Origin of the sequence: Saltatorellus ferox (assembly GCA_007751475.1) — a bacterium.
Classification (GTDB): domain Bacteria; phylum Planctomycetota; class UBA1135; order UBA1135.
On record CP036434.1, the window covers coordinates 712,204 to 728,332 of the forward strand.

General features: G+C 67.1%; 11 protein-coding genes. 8 read left to right on the forward strand and 3 right to left on the reverse strand.

Annotated features, from left to right (window positions below; all coding sequences use genetic code 11):
* Positions 1–103: 103 nt before the first annotated feature.
* On the reverse strand, positions 104–2,083 hold the full coding sequence (locus Poly30_RS02680; protein WP_145194479.1) for a sulfatase-like hydrolase/transferase: 1,980 nt from the start codon (positions 2,081–2,083) through the stop codon (positions 104–106).
* Between the two features lie 186 nt (positions 2,084–2,269).
* On the opposite strand from Poly30_RS02680, the gene Poly30_RS02685 reads away from it, so the two are divergent.
* On the forward strand, positions 2,270–3,295 hold the full coding sequence (locus Poly30_RS02685; RefSeq protein ID WP_145194480.1) for a hypothetical protein: 1,026 nt from the start codon (positions 2,270–2,272) through the stop codon (positions 3,293–3,295).
* 97 nt (positions 3,296–3,392) lie between these two features.
* Positions 3,393–5,891, forward strand: coding sequence for a sigma-70 family RNA polymerase sigma factor (locus Poly30_RS02690; RefSeq protein ID WP_145194481.1), 2,499 nt, complete (start codon positions 3,393–3,395; stop codon positions 5,889–5,891).
* A 45-nt stretch (positions 5,892–5,936) separates the two neighbouring features.
* Here the strand turns inward: Poly30_RS02690 and Poly30_RS02695 are convergent, their stop codons facing one another.
* Together Poly30_RS02695 and Poly30_RS02700 are read right to left on the reverse strand one after the other, a co-directional pair.
* Positions 5,937–7,703 carry a peroxidase family protein gene (locus tag Poly30_RS02695; RefSeq protein ID WP_145194482.1) on the reverse strand — a complete coding sequence of 589 codons (1,767 nt, stop codon included), beginning with the start codon at positions 7,701–7,703 and terminating at the stop codon, positions 5,937–5,939.
* 103 nt (positions 7,704–7,806) lie between these two features.
* Complete coding sequence (locus tag Poly30_RS02700) at positions 7,807–8,865, reverse strand: NAD(P)-dependent alcohol dehydrogenase (protein WP_145194483.1); 1,059 nt, start codon at positions 8,863–8,865, stop codon at positions 7,807–7,809.
* 223 nt (positions 8,866–9,088) lie between these two features.
* Between Poly30_RS02700 and Poly30_RS02705 the strand changes: the two genes are divergently transcribed.
* The 6 genes from Poly30_RS02705 to Poly30_RS02725 are packed head-to-tail and all read left to right on the forward strand — an operon-like array spanning position 9,089 to position 16,125.
* Positions 9,089–10,837, forward strand: a complete 1,749-nt coding sequence (locus tag Poly30_RS02705) for an autotransporter outer membrane beta-barrel domain-containing protein (RefSeq protein ID WP_145194484.1) — start codon at positions 9,089–9,091, stop codon at positions 10,835–10,837.
* A 42-nt stretch (positions 10,838–10,879) separates the two neighbouring features.
* Positions 10,880–11,416: an HD domain-containing protein gene (locus Poly30_RS02710; RefSeq protein ID WP_419190882.1), complete on the forward strand. Its 537-nt coding sequence runs from the start codon at positions 10,880–10,882 to the stop codon at positions 11,414–11,416.
* Positions 11,417–11,464: 48 nt separating this feature from the next.
* Entirely contained in the window at positions 11,465–11,596 is a 132-nt protein-coding gene (locus Poly30_RS28070) for a hypothetical protein (RefSeq protein WP_419190883.1), read from the forward strand.
* Positions 11,597–11,641: 45 nt separating this feature from the next.
* Positions 11,642–11,857: a hypothetical protein gene (locus Poly30_RS02715; RefSeq protein ID WP_419190884.1), complete on the forward strand. Its 216-nt coding sequence runs from the start codon at positions 11,642–11,644 to the stop codon at positions 11,855–11,857.
* Between the two features lie 20 nt (positions 11,858–11,877).
* Positions 11,878–14,019, forward strand: a complete 2,142-nt coding sequence (locus Poly30_RS02720; RefSeq protein WP_419190885.1) for a thioredoxin domain-containing protein — start codon at positions 11,878–11,880, stop codon at positions 14,017–14,019.
* Positions 14,020–14,058: 39 nt separating this feature from the next.
* Complete coding sequence (locus tag Poly30_RS02725) at positions 14,059–16,125, forward strand: ATP-binding protein (protein ID WP_145194487.1); 2,067 nt, start codon at positions 14,059–14,061, stop codon at positions 16,123–16,125.
* The last annotated feature ends 4 nt before the right edge of the window (positions 16,126–16,129 follow it).

A 16,129-nucleotide genomic window follows, 5' to 3' on the forward strand; every position in this document is an offset into this window, starting at 1 on the left:
AAAACGTACCTCGTTGTGGTGGCCTTGCAGCTTGACCGGGCGCGGCTCGGGACCCTCGGGCTGACCCGCGCCGGTCTTGCGCTCGATGGCGACGTCGTATGGATCAGCGCGCCGTTGTGGAGCACCGTATGCGTGCGTCTTCTGTCTTCGTCTCGCCTCCTACGCTGGCGGGGGCGAAGCGTGCGGCGCGGAAGAGGATGTCGAAGGACTGCCATTCACCGGCCGGCCTGCAGGCCAGGCGATCGGGCTTCTTGAGCCGATAGAGGCTGCCGCAGTCGGAGGCCTGGTAGTCCGCCTCGGAGATCCCGAAGGAATTCAGGATCTGCAGCTCGTAGCGCTGCTGGATGTACACGCCTGAGTTGCCGTTGGCCTCGTGATCCTTCCCGGGCGCGTCATTCACGTTGAATTCCACGTGCATGCGGAAGTCCTGATAGCTTTCGGGGGTGATGACGCTGTCCCAGCCGGGCGACGCCGTGAGCACGCCGTCCTCGAATCGCCAGCCGCTCTCTCCCTCGACTTCGGGGACCATCACGTGCTGGGTCCTGCCCACGAGCTGCACGGCGTCCTCCGAGCGGTCCGGCATCGAAGCGCGCCACTCGGGGATCCCGCCCTGCGCCAGCTGGGCTTCATGGGCGAGGTGAAACGGCCGCGTCTTCGAGAGCGGCGCGCTCTCGTTCACCATCATGGGCACCGTCTTCGCCCACCACGCGTCGTAGGCAGCGCGCATGTCGGCGACCACCTCAGGATGCTGGTCGAGGACGTTCTCCTTCTGTCCGGGATCGGCCAGCATGTCGTACAGCGCGTCGCCATTCACGAAGCGGAAGCGCGCGGAGCGAACCGCGTAGCCCTTGAACTTGTGCTCGTTGGGATCCGTGCCGGTCGGCCAGCGGCCCTGGTGGGTGAACAGGTAGCGGTCCGGCCAGGTCACCGTCTGATCGGCTGAAAGGAGCGGCAGCAGGCTACGACCCTCGACCTGCGCGGCCGGGTAGGAGTCCTCCATTGCGTCCACTCCAGCGATCTGGGCGAGGGTCGGCAGCAGGTCGATGTGCGCGCAGACCTCGTCGACCTGTCTTCCCGGCTCGAAGTGCCCTTCCCAGGAAACGAAGAGCGGCACGCGCACGCCGCCTTCGTCCGCGGAACCCTTCAGTCCACGCATTCCGGCGTTGTCCATGGCTAGCTCCGCGCCTTCGGCGGTCCGCCCCAGTATACCCGAGCCCGCGCCAGCGCCGGTCATGCCGTTGTCGGACATGAAGATCACGACGGTGTCGCCGGTCAGGTCCCACGCCGCGAGCCGGTCGGCGAGCCGGCCCATGTTCTGATCGATGTTCTCGATCATCCCGTAGAAGCCAGCGGTCTCCTTCGAAAAGCCCATGGCCTCGAAGCGCGCGCGGCTCTCCGGAGGCGCGATGAAGGGGCCGTGCGGCGCGTTGGTGGCGATATAAGCGAAGAAGGGCGTCTCGCTCTCCTTGGCCTCCTCGATCCAGTCGAGCGCCGCTGAGAAGAACACGTCGGTGCAGAACCCGCGGGTCTGAACGAACGCGCCGTTGTACCGAATCACGGGGTCGAAGTAGAGGTTGCCAGGCGCGTCGGCGCAGCTGCACCGGTACGCCTGACCGATCCCTCCGGCGCCGTGGATGAAAACCTCGTCGAACCCGCGATTCTGCGGCTGGTAGGGATCCTCGTCGCCGAGATGCCACTTGCCGAAGATCGCCGACGTGTACCCGGCCCCCTTCAGTAACTCGGGCAGCGTCGTCGCCTCCAGCGTCATCCGCTCGCGTTCGAGGATCGTGTGCGTCACGCCGTTGCGCATCGGATGCCGCCCGGTCATCAGCGCGGAGCGAGTGGGTGCGCACGTGGGACTGACGAGAAAGCGTTCGAAGCGAACGCTCCGATCATGCAGCGCATCGAGATGTGGAGTCTCGATCCAGGGATGCCCGTGCCGCCCGACGGGCCCGTATCCCTGGTCGTCGGTGACCACGAGGATGATGTTCGGGCGGTCGGAGCCGAAAGCCAACACCTCGCTGCCGATCAGCACCAAGAGGCCGAGGAGCGCCCTCTGCATGGGATGGGTCCGATGGGTCATGGGAAGATCTTCCGGGTGGGAGGGGGAGAGGGACGGAGAGCGGATCGTGGAGGATATCCAGAATCGGGGCAACGGGCCGTGCGAACGGCGTAGAAGAGCTGCCTGAGACGCATTGCAGCGGAGTCATTCCGGTGCGTCGGATGTCACTTGACGAGGGTCGGAGACGAGCGGAGTCTCGACTTCGCCATGAACAAGCTGATCCCCACCCTCGTCGCCGTTGCGCTCGGCGCGCCCGTTGCATTCTCCCAGGCCTACTCGTACGAGCAGCCCTTGAACCCCAGCGGCCTCTTGCGCGACTCCCAGCTGTGGATCGATCCGTCGGGCCAGAACGACCTCGACTCCGACGCGATCTGCTGGGAGGACTTCGAGTTCGCCGTCGACGCGACGATCACGAAGTTGCGCTGGTATGGGGAGTTCGCGCCCTCGCTCGGCTTCGAAATCTCGTTCCACCACCAGGACCCGAACACCTTCGCGGTTCAGCCCGATCTCTTCCGGCCCGGAGCCCATGCCATCAGCGAGGAGATCTACACGAACTTCAGCGCCGCGCCCGCGGGAGGCGGACTCTGGCGCTTCGAGGTGGATCTCGTGACGCCCTTGACCTTCGACGCCCACACCCGCTACTTCGTTTCGATCGTCGGTCGCACGCCGATCGCCTGGGCCACGTGGGGCTGGGCGGCCACCTCGGCCGGGGTCAACGGAACCTTCTGGTGGGTCCGCGGCGCGCACATGTATTTCCATCTCGGCGAGAGTCGAGCCGTCTCGCTCTCCACGGGTGACGGCTGGCGCGAGGGCGTCAGCTACTGCACCGCCGAGCTCAACAGCACGGGGCGCAAGGCCGCGGTCGCCGCCTTCGGCAGCCGCACCGTCGCACAGAACGACCTGATGCTCACCGCGAACAACATGCCGACGAGTGCCTTCGGTTTCTTCCTCGCGAGTCAGAACCAGGGCTTCGTGGCGCAGCCGTCGGGAAGCCAGGGCAACCTTTGCCTCGGCGGAGCGATCGGCCGCTACGTCGGCCCGGGACAGATCCTGGATTCCGGCGCGGGCGGACAGTTCGCGCTCACCCTCGACCTGAACCAGATGCCGACGCCGACCGGACTCGTCTCCGCGATGGCCGGACAGACCTGGAACTTCCAATCGTGGTTCCGGGACTCCGTGGCGGGCCAGGCAACCTCGAACTTCACGGACGCGGTCTCGCTGTCCTTCGTGTAGTCCGTGGTGGCGGAGCCCGTCGGCGGTCCTCGGATCGCTCGCGAATAAATCCCGACTTGCGCGTCAGAGATCCGGGGTGGCGGCAAGTATCGGGTAGATGAGCGACTCGGGATTCAAGAATGCGCGCGACCTTCACGCCGCTGACCTCGCGGCCCTTTGGGGCGAGGCGGGGTGGCTTCGCGGGCTTGCCCTGTACCTCGGCTGCGATGACCAGGCGGCCGATGATGCGGTTCAGGAGACGCTGCTAGCGGCGGGGAGCACTCTTCCCTCGGGCGATCGAGGGGTGCTTCGCGGCTGGCTCGGTACGGTCCTTCGGAGAAAGGTGGGTATGCGCCGACGTTCCGAGGCGCGGAGGGAGTTCCGCGAGCGTGCCGTGGCCCGGGAAGAAGCCCTGGACCTCGACCCAACGAAGCTGATTCAGCGGAAGGAGCTCGAGCAGAGGCTCGCTTCGATCGTGGCGGACCTCAAGCAGCAGGACCGTGAACTGATCGCTCTGCGTCACGCGGCGGGCCTGACGCCAGCCGCGATCGCTAGCACCCTCGGCCTCACACCGAACGTCGTGTCGGCGCGCCTGACGCGCATCCATCGTCGCATCGCGGATCGTCTCGAGGGCGATGAACTCTCTTACTTCGAGGGTCGCGCGGCGGGTGTGCTCGCTTCCCTCGGCGGACTTATCATGAAGAAATCGATCGTGGCGGTGGCTGTAACTCTTGTCGCGCTGACCGCGGTGTTGACCCTGCGTCGCGGCGTGGACCTCGGTCCATCGGGCAGGCCAACCGCCTCCGCCCCTGCGGCTGCCGTGAATCTGGTTGATGTCGCCGTCCTGGAGCAGGACCTCTCCGCGATGGGACGCGCGCGGTCGCCAGGCGATCGCGTTGAGCTCGCGCCAGCTTCCGAACCGCTCGCAACCGCCACGCCGCCCGAGCTGAGTGACGCCGACGCGGAGAACGTTGGAACGATTCGAGTGCGCGTGCACGAAGCCGGGACGGGGCTGCCTGCTGTAGGCGTCGAGGTAAACACCATTCGTTTCGATCAAGGCGTCCTTTGGTCCAAGCGCCAGACCTGCGAGACGGATCGGGACGGGATCGCACGGCTCGAAGAGGTGCCCGCGGGAGAGTTTGCGGTCGAAGCTGGCCGAGTAGGAACGGATGGCTACAGTCGTCCACACGCCATGATTCGCCTCGCGGCCGGTGAATCCGTGGAGCTCGAATTCCTCGTGGACGAAGCAGAGCGTGTTCGAGGACGCGTTGTCGATGAGTCAGGGCAGCCCGTTTCGGGGGCTGCGATTCTCTTGCACGAAAGCACGGGAGCGCCGGAGTGGCAGGGCACCGTGGCGGGGTACTCCGATCAGGATGGCCGCTTCGAGATCAAGTACGTCGAGGCGGAGCGCAACGTCTCGGCGTCGAAGCCTGGCTTCGCACCCAGTTCGACCACGAACCTGCGTATGACCTCAGCTCTGGGGGGTACCGAGGTCGAACTCGTTCTGGTTGCCAGGAGAGGACGGGTCTTCGGGATCGTCAGTGACTTCGTTGGAGCCCCGATCGAGGGCGCCATGGTGGCGCTGACCCCTGCCTTCTGGACCGAGGCCTATCAGGAGACGGCCGAGCCGGGCCGCTGGGTCCCCGGTTCCATGCACCGGGTCACCGGCTCCGACGGGCTCTTCGAGTTCGCCGACGTCGCCGTGGGGCCCGTACAGTTGAGCGCGCGCGCCGTGGATTCCTCGCTCGTCGTTCAGGATGCGAACGTGGCGGACCGCGGACATCACGAGATCGTCTTCCGGTTGAGCCAGGGCGGCGCACTGACGGGCCGCTTCCGCATGCCGGACGGTGAACCAGCGGTCGGGATCAAGCTCGAAGTCCTGAGTCAGCCGTTCTCACCCATGGCCTGGATGGTGGCCCGTTCGGATGAATCCGGCGAATTCGAACTGCGCGGCCTCGGTCCCGGCAAGGTCGAGATCTCCGTGCAAGATCCCAGCGGTGCGACCTACTTCATCGAGACCGTGGAGTTCCTTGACGGGCAAACCGTTCGCTGGGATCGGATCCTGGAGGTTCCGGCGCGATTCGCCGGCACCTTGCGGTCCGAGGGCGGCGAACCACTGAGCAGCTGGAGCGTGAAAGCCCGCTCCCTCCGGGAGGGTGTACCTCTCGACAGCTGGCGCGTGGGTCAGGTCGACCCAAGCGGGGCCTTTTCGTTCGACACCGACTACGGGACCTCGTTCGAAGTGCAGGTCATGGCGCCGGATTCCTGGTACCTCTCTCCAGCCATGGTGTTGGAGAACGTTTCACCAGCGGAGGGACCTCTTCACATCGTCGTCCCAGATACCGACGTGCCGCGCGGCGTTCTGATGGGACGCCCATGCGACGAGGCTGGCCAACCGATCGAGGGGACCGTGGAGATCGTCGACAGGGCTGGCACTCGCCTGGCGACCGCTGCGTTCAGTGAGTCCGAGGGCTTCGATCTCGCCGTGCTCGATGGAGTGTCGCTCACGGCAGTTCTACGCTCGAAAGGAAGGAAGGAGCGTCGGCTGGAACTGAATCCCGTCATGGGCGAAGGCGAGCGTCGAGATCTCGGTCTCATCACGCTGGAGAGGCCGTGACCCGAGCGCGCCTTCGTCCATGAACCGGAAACGGCCGGACGGCCCCTACTCATCTGCGAGGAAGGGCGTCCGCACGTAGCTTCCGCGGAGCCCTGAGTTCCGCTCCAGGATATGGGATAGCGACTGCTGCTCGGCGAGCTGCACGAGCGGCGGCGGAAGCTGGCGCGAGTACCAGAGTCGGTCTCCGTCGCGCAGTGCCAGGAACTGTTCACTCAGGATCGTGTGGAAGGTCTCACCGACGAGGGCACCGTCGAGTGGATCCTCGGCCAGCGCGCCGACCCAGAGGTCGAGGTCTTCGGGGTTCCGCGCGACGCCCGAGAGTCGCTCGAGAATCGTCGGGCTGGAGGACATGTCCGCGAAGCTCGCAGGCGCGCCGAGCCCGAGGTCTCGCCGTGCCTGGCAGTAGCTCGCCAGACCATGATCCCTTCCCCGCTGGAGGTTCAGCGCTCCCAGGTCCAGTCCACCGGATCCCGGCGGACCGAACAGCAGGTTGCGCACCTCGTCGATCAGCATCATGTCGAGCGCTTCGGCGGGCGAGGCGCTGAGGCCGCGCAGGACCGGATCGATGCCGGTGGCGACGATCTCCTGGGGCGCGAAGAACGCGTCCGCCAGGGAGAGGTGACCCTCTGGAATCGTCCTTCCGCGCCGGTCGAGTCGCTCCAGGTTCGAAGAGAGCATGGTGTGGCCGATACGGAACGCCGCGGTGGCGAACTCGTTCGAGATGGTGCCGTCGAGCTCCGGTCGGTAGACCGAATCCAGACCCGGAGCGCTCGCCCCCAGCAGGAGGGGAAGCCATTCGCGGTAGGTGATGATCTGGAGCTCAGCTGAAACGATGGCTCGGGCGAGCTCGTAGATCTGGTCGCCGGTCAGCGCGGGCGCAGAGCCAGCGCGGAACCCGTCCCGGGTCAGGGCTCGGCCGTTGCCGCCGCCGCCGTTCCCGCCGTGCCCTTCGTTCAGGCCCCCGCTCTGGCCCCCGCCCTGCATCTGGCTCATCCGCCACTGCCGGTCCTCTTCGGCGATCCTGTCCGCCCAGTGGTTGTGCTCACGCACGAAGAGCGTGTGCATGGCGGTCAGTCCCACCTGTTCGTTCGCCCGAATGTCTCCGGCGAGGAAGAAGTTCGGAGCAAGGTCCGAGGGCGCGTTGTGGAAACCGTCGACGTTGAACGGCAAGAGGTCACCGCTGGAGACCTTCAGCCTCCCGGTGCCGTCGTTCGTACGGAGCGCCTCTGCGCGCTCGGCATCGGAGCCATAGACCTGGCTGCCGTCGATCCACGCGGTGATCGCGTTGATCTGCTGGCGCACACCGTCGACGTACAGCGGGAACGATCGACTCAGGGGGATCTCCATCCCGCCGATGCTCGCCGGGTCGAACCAGAGGTCGCCCAGGGGGACGGCGATGGGGAACGATTCCGCGGGGTCCTCGATCGGGGTCTCGGTGAGGTCGTGGTCGAGGAACTGGCCCCATTGCCAGAAGAGATCGCTGATGCCGCTCGGAGCGGGGACGCTCTCGGTCTGGGCGAGCACGCCGTTGCTGATGAAGCGCGCGCTCGGGCGCCTCGCGCCCGCAGGTGCATCGGCTCCATCCGCGTAGCCGGTCGAGGTCAATCGACGGAGCGGGATGAACGTCGAGCCGCGCAGTGGGTCGTCTGGGTGGTTACCGGAGCCGTCGAGGGAGCGACCTTCGACAAGTGGTGCGAACGGACGGCCACCCTGGCCTCCGACCGGCCCCTGAAGGACCGTGGGGACCGGGACGGCTGGCTCGGGGGAGCCAGCCATCGAGAGGAGCGGGACGATGAGGAACGGTGATTGCATGTGGTGATCTCCAAGGGGTTGGATCGAAGAGCCTCAGGGCTCGACCACCAGAGCGAAACGGTGCCGTCAATCGCACTGTGAGCTTTTCATGAGAGCGTTGCGCTCATCCCTTGAGAGAGCTCATGTCGATGCAGAAGCGGTACTTCACGTCCGACTTGACGAGTCGCTCGTACGCCTCGTTCAGGTCCTGGATCTTGATGACCTCGACGTCCGAGGTGATGCCGTGCTGGCCGCAGAACTCGAGCATCTCCTGCGTCTCGGCGATACCCCCGATGAGCGATCCCGAGAGCTTCTTCCGCCCGAAGATCAGGCCGAACGCCGCGATGGGAAGCGGCTTGTCGGGCGCGCCGACCAGCGTGATCTCGCCGTCGTGTCGAAGCTGAGCGAGGTACTGGTTCATGTCATGGTTCGCCGACACGCAGTCGAGGATGAAGTCGAAGGTGTCGAGGTGCTTCTCCATCTGCGCTGGATCGGTCGAGAGCACGACCTCGTGGGCTCCGAGGCGCTTCGCGTCCTCGACCTTGGAGGGCGACGTCGTGAACACGACCACGTGCGCACCCATGGCGGCCGCGATCTTGACGCCCATGTGGCCGAGCCCGCCGAGGCCGACGATGCCGACCTTCGACCCCTTGCCAACGCCCGCGCGCTTCAGCGGCGAATACGTCGTGATGCCCGCGCACAGAAGAGGCGCGGTGCCTGCGAGGTCGAGGCCGTCGGGGATCTTCAGCACGAAGTGCTCGTCGACCACGATGCTGTCGGAGTAGCCGCCGTAGGTGACCGGCGCCGTTCCGTGCGCATCGGGCGCGTTGTAGGTCATGACCTGGTTGGCGCAGAGTTGCTCCAGGTCCGCCTTGCACTTCGGACAGTCGCCGTCGGAGCCGACGAGGCAGCCGACGCCGACGATGTCGCCTTCCTTGTGGTCCTTGACGTCGGAGCCGACGCCCGTGACCCGGCCGATGATCTCGTGACCGGGGATGCAGGGGTAGACGGTGGGCATGAACTCTGCCCACTCGTCACGCACGGTGTGCAGGTCGGAGTGGCAGACACCGCAGAAGAGGATCTCGATCTGCACATCGCGCGCGGTCGCGGCGCGGCGGGGGATCGAGGTGGGTTCGAAAGGAGCGGTAGCGCTGGCGACCGAGTAGGCCTTGGCTTGATGCATGGGTCGGCGGGGAAGAGCGGAGAGCGGATTGCGGAGAGCGAGGATCATGCGCGTTTCGCCGCGGATCTCAACTCCCAAGTAGGTGGATGCCCCATGGGGAGAACCCGGGTGGTCCCGGGTGATTCCAGAATTCAGAGATCCGTGCTCGGAGTACCGGCGTAACGGAAGAGCCAGGCGGAGGACGCCTGAGCCTTCATCTCCCGACCTCCTTCCTCTTCCAAACATGAATCACCGCTTCTTCTCCCTGCTCGCACCAGCATTGGCGCTTCCGGCGCTCGCCAGCGCCCAGACCACGTTCATCGTCAACACCACGACCGATACCGTCGATGCCAACCCCGGTGACGGAATGGCACAGGACGCTTTGGGTGCGACGTCGCTCCGCGCCGCCGTCCAGGAGGCCAACGCCACCGCCGACCAGGTGACGATCATCCTCCAATCGAACGCTCTCTATCAGCTGACGCTTCTGGGAGCCGGCGAAGAATTCGCGGCGACGGGTGACCTCGACTTCCGCGGCAACATCGTCGTCGAAGGCAACGGCGCCACCATCGATGGAATGGGAGCGGACCGCGTGATCGATAGTCCGTACCGCTACCGCACTCGTATTCGCAATGTCAAGCTTACCGGCGGCGCGGTCGTTTCGGAGAACGGCGGCGCGGCGCGCAACGGCGGGCTCCTCGCGCTCGACGGATGCGAGATCTTCGACTGCAGCGCGACCGGAGCTGGCGCGTCGGGCGGCGGCGCCTCGAACACCGGCGGCCTCCTCTGGGTCCGCGGCACGACCATTCGCAACTGCACGGCGACGCGCGCCGGCGGTGGCATCGAGTGCAATGAAGGCATCACCAACGTCTCCGACTCGCTCCTCCTGGACAACATGACGGGCCCGATGCCCGGCAACGGTGGGGGTCTTCACCTCACGGGCGCCGGCAAGGTCATCTTCGAATCCACGGAGATGCGCGGCAACTCCGCCTCCTCCGAGGGCGGCGGCGCGTGGAACTCGAGTACAGGCATCATGAGCTTCAGCTTCTGTGAGGCCATCGGCAACGAGGCCCTCGGAACGGACGCCACGAACGGTGGCGGCGGCCTCTTCAACGACGGCGGCAGCATGACCGTCGACCTGTGCGACATTCGCGAGAACACCGCGACCGAAGGCTCGGGCTCGGGCGGTGGCCTCTTCAACAACGCAGGCACGCTCGCCGTCAGCCTGACGCGCGTCCGCGACAACGACTCCAACCGCGCCGGCGGCGGCATCGAGATCGTCGAGGGCATGACCCTCATCTCGACGAGCATCTTCGAGCGGAACATGACGGGCGCCTCGCCCGGCAACGGCGGCGGCCTTCACCTTTCGGGTGCCGGCGAGGTGACCGTGCAGCTCTCGGAGTTCCGTGACAACGTGGCGACGGCCGAAGGCGGTGGCCTCTGGAACTCGGGTGTAGGGACCATGACCATCAGCGACACGCTCGTCAGCGGCAACATCGCCTCGGGCAACGACGCGGACCAGGGCGGCGGCGGCCTCTTCAACGACGGCGGAGCGATGTTCGTCATGCGCGGCCTCGTGGCGAACAACTCGGCGGTCGGGACGGCCGGCTCCGGCGGCGGCATTCTCAACAATGGCGGCACGCTCAACGTCGACAGCACGCGACTGACCTTCAACGACTCCAACCGCGCCGGCGGCGGCATCGAGTCGAACGTCGGGGATACGATCCTTCGTCGCGTCGCTCTCACCAACAACTCGACCGGATCCAGCCCGGGCAACGGCGGCGGCTTCCACCTCACCGGTGCCGGCACCGTGACCATCGATCGTAGCGCGATCCTCACGAACTCGGCCGCCAACGAAGGCGGTGGTCTGTGGAACTCTGCCACGGGTGTGATGACCGTGACGCTCAGCGCGATCACGGGCAACAACTCGCCCGTCGGGGCCGACAACTTCAACGACGGCGGTACGTTCACGATCGACGGCGTCCCGGTTCCCTGATTCGATTGCGTCGGCCGGGACCTTCCGGGGCAGAATATGCCCATGCAAGATCCCAGCTTGACCGAGCGAGCGCTCGCGTGCGCGTCGGAGGCCCACCGCGGACAGATCCGCGAGGTCTCCGGCGTGCCGTACGTTTTCCACACGGTCGAGGTGGCCAAGCGCCTCGGCGACTTCGGAGTTCTGGATGAAGAGGTCATCGCCGCCGCGCTGCTCCATGACGCGGTCGAGGACACCGAGGTCAGCCGCAAGGAGATCGAACGGCTGTTCGGATCGCGCGTGGCCCGGTTCGTCGACGAGATGACGTTCGACGAGCGCAAGCAGAAGAAGGGGGAGTACCTGGCGGCCTTCGCGGTCAAATCCCCCGAGGCGCTCGCGATCAAGCTGGCCGATCGCGGAGCCAACGTGGCGGACTACGCGCGGGAACGCGCCGACTACGCCCCGATCTACGCCGGGAAGGCGAACGCGCTCTACGCGGCGGTGGTCGCCCGGGAGGCGGAACTCACTTCGACCTTCGGCGAGGAGGTGGCGGCCCGTCTGGTCGCGGAGGCCGAGCGGCTTCGAGCCTTCGCCGCCCCTTGAGCGCGGATTTCACGCGCAAGGCCGCGCTGCCTGATCTAACTTGGTCCCATGACCAAGTCGACCCACCCCCACTTCGACGACCACGGCGCCCTGCAGTGGTACACGTCCATGGCCGAGGCCAAGGCGGCCGCTGCCCGAGATGGCAAGCGGATCTTCATCGAGTTCGGGCGCGAGCAATGAGGCCAGTGCCGCAGCCTGGTGCAGGCTGTCATTCCGCGTCCTGACGTGGCTCCGCTTCTTCAGGAGCATTACATCGCCGTCGCTTCCGACTGCGACGATCCCGAAGAGGAGGTCATCGGCCTCGCTCAGCAGCTGGAGGACGCGATGATGCTTCCGTTCGTGCTGTTTGCCGACGCCGACGGGAAGTTTCTCGACGGCTACTCCGGCGTCGTGACGCCGCCCTACCTCATCAAGAAGCTCACCGAGTTCTCCGCCCGTTGATCCTCGCCCTCGCCCTCCTGATGTCCGGTTCCCTTCCGTTTTCGATGGAGGGCGAGCGCCAGCCGCTTCCGCCGCCCGAGGTGATCGCCAGGCTGCCGGCCGATGGGGGGCCTGAGTTCAATCGGCTTGTCTTTTCGAAGAGCCCCTACCTGCTACAGCACGCCCGAAATCCGGTGGACTGGCACGAGTGGGGGCCCGAGGCGTTCGAGCTGGCCGCGGAGCGCGACGTGCCCGTGTTTCTCTCGATCGGCTACTCCACGTGCCACTGGTGCCACGTGATGGAGCACGAGAGCTTCGAAGACGCAGAGGTCGCGAAGCTCATGAACGAAGCATTCGTGTGCATCAAGGTCGACCGCGAGGAGCGGCCCGATATCGACCAGCTCTACATGACGGTGACCCAGGCGCTGACCGGCAGCGGCGGCTGGCCGATGACCATCGTCATGACGCCCGGGAAGAAACCGTTCTTCGCGGGCACCTACTTCCCGAAGGATCAGCTGGGGCAGCGCGCTGGCATGAAGCAGCTCGTGCCCGGACTCTCCCAGGCCTGGAGAGAGCGCCGCGACGATGTGCTCGCTTCGGCCAACGGGATCACGGAGCAGCTCGCCCAGATGAGCGGCGGTCCCGCGGGCGACATGCTTGGCGAGGAGGTGCTCGCGCGCGCGGAAGAGGAGCTTCGCGTGACCTTCGACGCGAAGCGCGGCGGCTTCGGCAGCAGTCGAAAGTTCCCCGTGCCGCACGAGCTTCGCTTCCTCCTGGGCCGGCATGCGAACGACGCCGAGGGCCAAAGCCTGGTGATGGTGGAGAAGACCCTGCGCGCCTGGCGCATGGGCGGTATTTTCGACCACGTCGGACTCGGCATTCATCGCTATTCGACCGATCCTGAATGGCTCGCGCCGCACTTCGAGAAGATGCTCTACGACCAGGCGCTCTGCGCGCTGGCCTACGTCGACGCCTGGAGGGTGACGAAGGACGCGGCGTTCGAGCGCGCGGCGCGCGAGATCCTGACCTACGTCGCGCGGGACATGACGTCCCCCGGCGGCGGCTTCTATTCGGCCGAGGACGCGGACAGCGAGGGCGAGGAAGGGCTCTTCTACCTCTGGACCCTTCCCGAGGTGCGCGCGCTGCTCGCGGAGGACGATGCCGCGTGGGTGATCGAGCGGTTCCGGATGACCGAGCCCGGCAACTTCCGCGACGAGGCGACCGGCAAGACGACGGGGCGCAACATCCCGCACCTCGAGTCGTTGCTGACGGACGCGGAGCGCGAGCGCTGGGAGCCGCTGCGCCAGAAGCTGTTTGCATCACGCGAGGCGCGCGCTCATCCGCTGAAGGACGACAAGGTCCTGACCGACTGGAACGGGCTGATGATCGCGGCCTTCGCCGAGGCGGGCGCCGCCTTCGGCGACGCGGCGCTGGTCGGCCACGCGGAGCGCGCGGCGGCTTTTCTGCGCGCGAATCTCCTGACGAAAGAGGGCCGCCTGCTCAAGCGCTGGCGCGGCGGTGAAGCCGGGCTCCAGGGCATGCTCGAGGACCACGCGTTCGCGCTGATGGGCTTCCTTGCGCTGTTCGAGGCGACGCACGATCCCGCGGATCTGGCGCTCGCTCGCGAGATCGCCGACACCGCGCTGGAACACTTCTGGGATGACGAGCACGGCGGGTTCTTCCTGGGCCCCGACGACGGCGAGGCGCTCATCGTGCGGTCCAAGGACTTCTACGACGGCGCGCGTCCTTCCGGGAACTCGGTCATGGCGACGGAGCTCCTGCGGCTCGCGCGGATGACAGGCGAGATGTCGTACGAGAAGCGAGCGATCCTGACGATCCGGGCCGGGAGCCTCGTCGTCGAGCAGCGCCCGAGCAGCTTCACGCAGATGCTGGCGGCCGTGGACTTCGTGACGTCGAGATCGCGCGAGATCGTGGTCGTCGGGTCGCCCGAGTCCCTGGAGACGCAGGGGATGCTGCGGCTTCTGGCGCAGCGGTACGCGCCGAACGACGTGGTGATCCTGAAGGTGCCCGGGGCGCGCGGCGAGGCGCTGGCCAAGGTCGCGCCCTACACCGAGTCCCAGATCGCACCAGCGGGCGGCGTGGCGGCCTACGTTTGCGAGGGGTTCGCCTGCAAGGCGCCCGTGGTGACCGCCGAGGCGCTGGCCGAGCTGCTGGCCCGCTGACGCTGACGCCATCGGGCGCGCCGGGTACGATGCGCGCCCATGGCATCGTCCTCACGCAAGGCCGGATCGAAGAAGTCTTCCGCCGGGGAAGGTTCGCGGCGCGTCAAGCTGCGTCCCCAGGACCCCTTCGACCTCATTCGTCTCCTGGCGCGCAGTCAGTCGGATCCCCGCAAGGCGCTCGCCGAACTCGTGCAGAACTCGCTCGACGCCGGGGCCCGCCGGATCGAGATCCAGTGGTTCAACGACCGCGGCCGACGCGCGCTTTCGATCTGGGACGACGGCGCCGGCGTGTTCCCCGACCTCGATCGGTCCGAGGCGCTGCGCCGGATCGCGCAGACCATCGGGCACAGCCACAAGCGCGACCTCACGCCGTCGCAGCGGCGCGAGGAGCTGATCCTCGGCAAGTACGGCATCGGTCTGATCGGCTTCTGGAGCGTCGGCGAGGTGCTGGAGATGCGCAGCCGCGTCGGCGGCGAGGCCACCTACGTCCTGCGCATGCAGGAAGAGCGCGAGCAGGGCGAGGTCTTTGCGAGCCGCTCGCGCCGCCTCGACGAGACCGATACGTTCACGGAGGTAACCATCCGACAGCTCCACGAGACGGTGCTCAACAAGATCAAGCCCGCGCGCCTTCAGGCGTTCCTGGCGACCGAGCTGCGCGGGCAGCTGCTCGACCGGCGGGCCACCGTGCGGATCCGCGATCGCATTTCGCGCGGTCGTGCGCGGAAGGAGTTCCTCGTTCAGCCGCAGCCCTATCTCGGTCGGCCTATCGAGGGGCTCTCGGAGCTGGAGGTGCCGGGCTACGAGAGCGCGCGCCTGGAGCTCTACCTCATCTCGCCGGAGGAGGACCGCCGCGGCACCGTGGTGCTGAGCTGCGGCGGAACGGTGGTGCTCGACGACATCGCCGAGATCGATGGAGTCGACGCGCTGCGGAAGCCGTGGACGAGCGGGCGCTTCGAGGGCGTGATCGACTTCCCGGACCTGCACGTGGCGCCCGCGAGTCGGCGAGGGTTCAGCTACGACGAGCCGGTGGCGGCGTTCCTGGCGCAGCTCTCGAAGCTGGAGTCCGATCTCGCCCTGCGGGTGGAGTCGGAGTCGGAGCGGCGGGCGGCGCTGCGGAACCAGCAGGTGGCGAGGCAGATCCGCAAGGCGTTCGCGTCGGTGGCGGAGGCGCTGCCGGACTACGACTTCTTCGATGTGCAGGCGTCGCTTCGGGGCGATGGCGCCGGCGCCGGGACGGCGAGCGGCGCGGGGCTGGCGTCGTGGCTCGACGGAGCGGCGGAATCAGCCGGGGAGGGCGATGATCCCGAGGGCGTGGGTGTGGGCTCGAACCCGCCGACACCGATCGACGAATCCCGCGAAGCGAGGCCCCCGTCGGTGGGGGAGTTGCCGTCGACCGAGGAGGGAGCGAGCGAAAGCGCGGGCGCAGCGCGCAAGTCAGCAGGCTCCACGGATCTCGGTGGGTCGAGCGCGGGCTCAGCCTCCGGGAAGTCGCCTGCCTCCTCGTCCGGCGAGGCGCCGGAGCCCCAGCATCTCTTTCCTCCCGGACCGCTCGCGAGCATCAAGCTGCGGCCCGCGCGCATCAGGCTGACCGCTTCAGAGGAACGGCAGCTCTCGGTGACGGCGCTGGACGCGGACGGCCGAACGCCGGAGGGCGAGATCGAGTACCGCTGGAGAGTCGAAGGCGTGGGGCAACTCGACGCCCACGAGGGGAGCCAGGTGACGTTCAAGGCGCCCGACCGCCTGCCCGAGGAGACGCGCGGGTCGATCGTCGTCTCCGCGCGAACGGGCGAGGGCGCGGACGCCTTTGGCTGCGAGGCGCAGTGCTCGGTGACCGTCACGCCGCCGGACATCAGCGCGCGCATCCAGGGGATCCCCGAGCCGCATCCGGTGGCAGCGCCCGGCGAGTCGTGGCGCTCGCGCTTCGTCGGCGGACGGTGGGAGTTCAACGAATCCCACCGCGACTTCCTCGCGGTGTCGGACGTCGAGGCCCAGCGCGTGCGCTACCTCATTCACCTCTTCGTGAAGGAGGTGGTGCTCAGGAACTTCGGCCGACCGGGGGACGCGGAGGTGCTGGAGCGGATGGTCGAGGTGCTGACGCGTCTATAGACCG

Excerpts from the sequence above, each read along its gene's own strand:
- Poly30_RS02680 (WP_145194479.1), bottom strand. The coding sequence starts at position 2,083 with ATGACCCATCGGACCCATCCCATGCAGAGGGCGCTCCTCGGCCTCTTG.
- Poly30_RS02685 (WP_145194480.1), top strand. The coding sequence starts at position 2,270 with ATGAACAAGCTGATCCCCACCCTCGTCGCCGTTGCGCTCGGCGCGCCC.
- Poly30_RS02690 (WP_145194481.1), top strand. The coding sequence starts at position 3,393 with ATGAGCGACTCGGGATTCAAGAATGCGCGCGACCTTCACGCCGCTGAC.
- Poly30_RS02695 (WP_145194482.1), bottom strand. The coding sequence starts at position 7,703 with ATGCAATCACCGTTCCTCATCGTCCCGCTCCTCTCGATGGCTGGCTCC.
- Poly30_RS02700 (WP_145194483.1), bottom strand. The coding sequence starts at position 8,865 with ATGCATCAAGCCAAGGCCTACTCGGTCGCCAGCGCTACCGCTCCTTTC.
- Poly30_RS02705 (WP_145194484.1), top strand. The coding sequence starts at position 9,089 with ATGAATCACCGCTTCTTCTCCCTGCTCGCACCAGCATTGGCGCTTCCG.
- Poly30_RS02710 (WP_419190882.1), top strand. The coding sequence starts at position 10,880 with ATGCAAGATCCCAGCTTGACCGAGCGAGCGCTCGCGTGCGCGTCGGAG.
- Poly30_RS28070 (WP_419190883.1), top strand. The coding sequence starts at position 11,465 with ATGACCAAGTCGACCCACCCCCACTTCGACGACCACGGCGCCCTGCAG.
- Poly30_RS02720 (WP_419190885.1), top strand. The coding sequence starts at position 11,878 with ATGTCCGGTTCCCTTCCGTTTTCGATGGAGGGCGAGCGCCAGCCGCTT.
- Poly30_RS02725 (WP_145194487.1), top strand. The coding sequence starts at position 14,059 with ATGGCATCGTCCTCACGCAAGGCCGGATCGAAGAAGTCTTCCGCCGGG.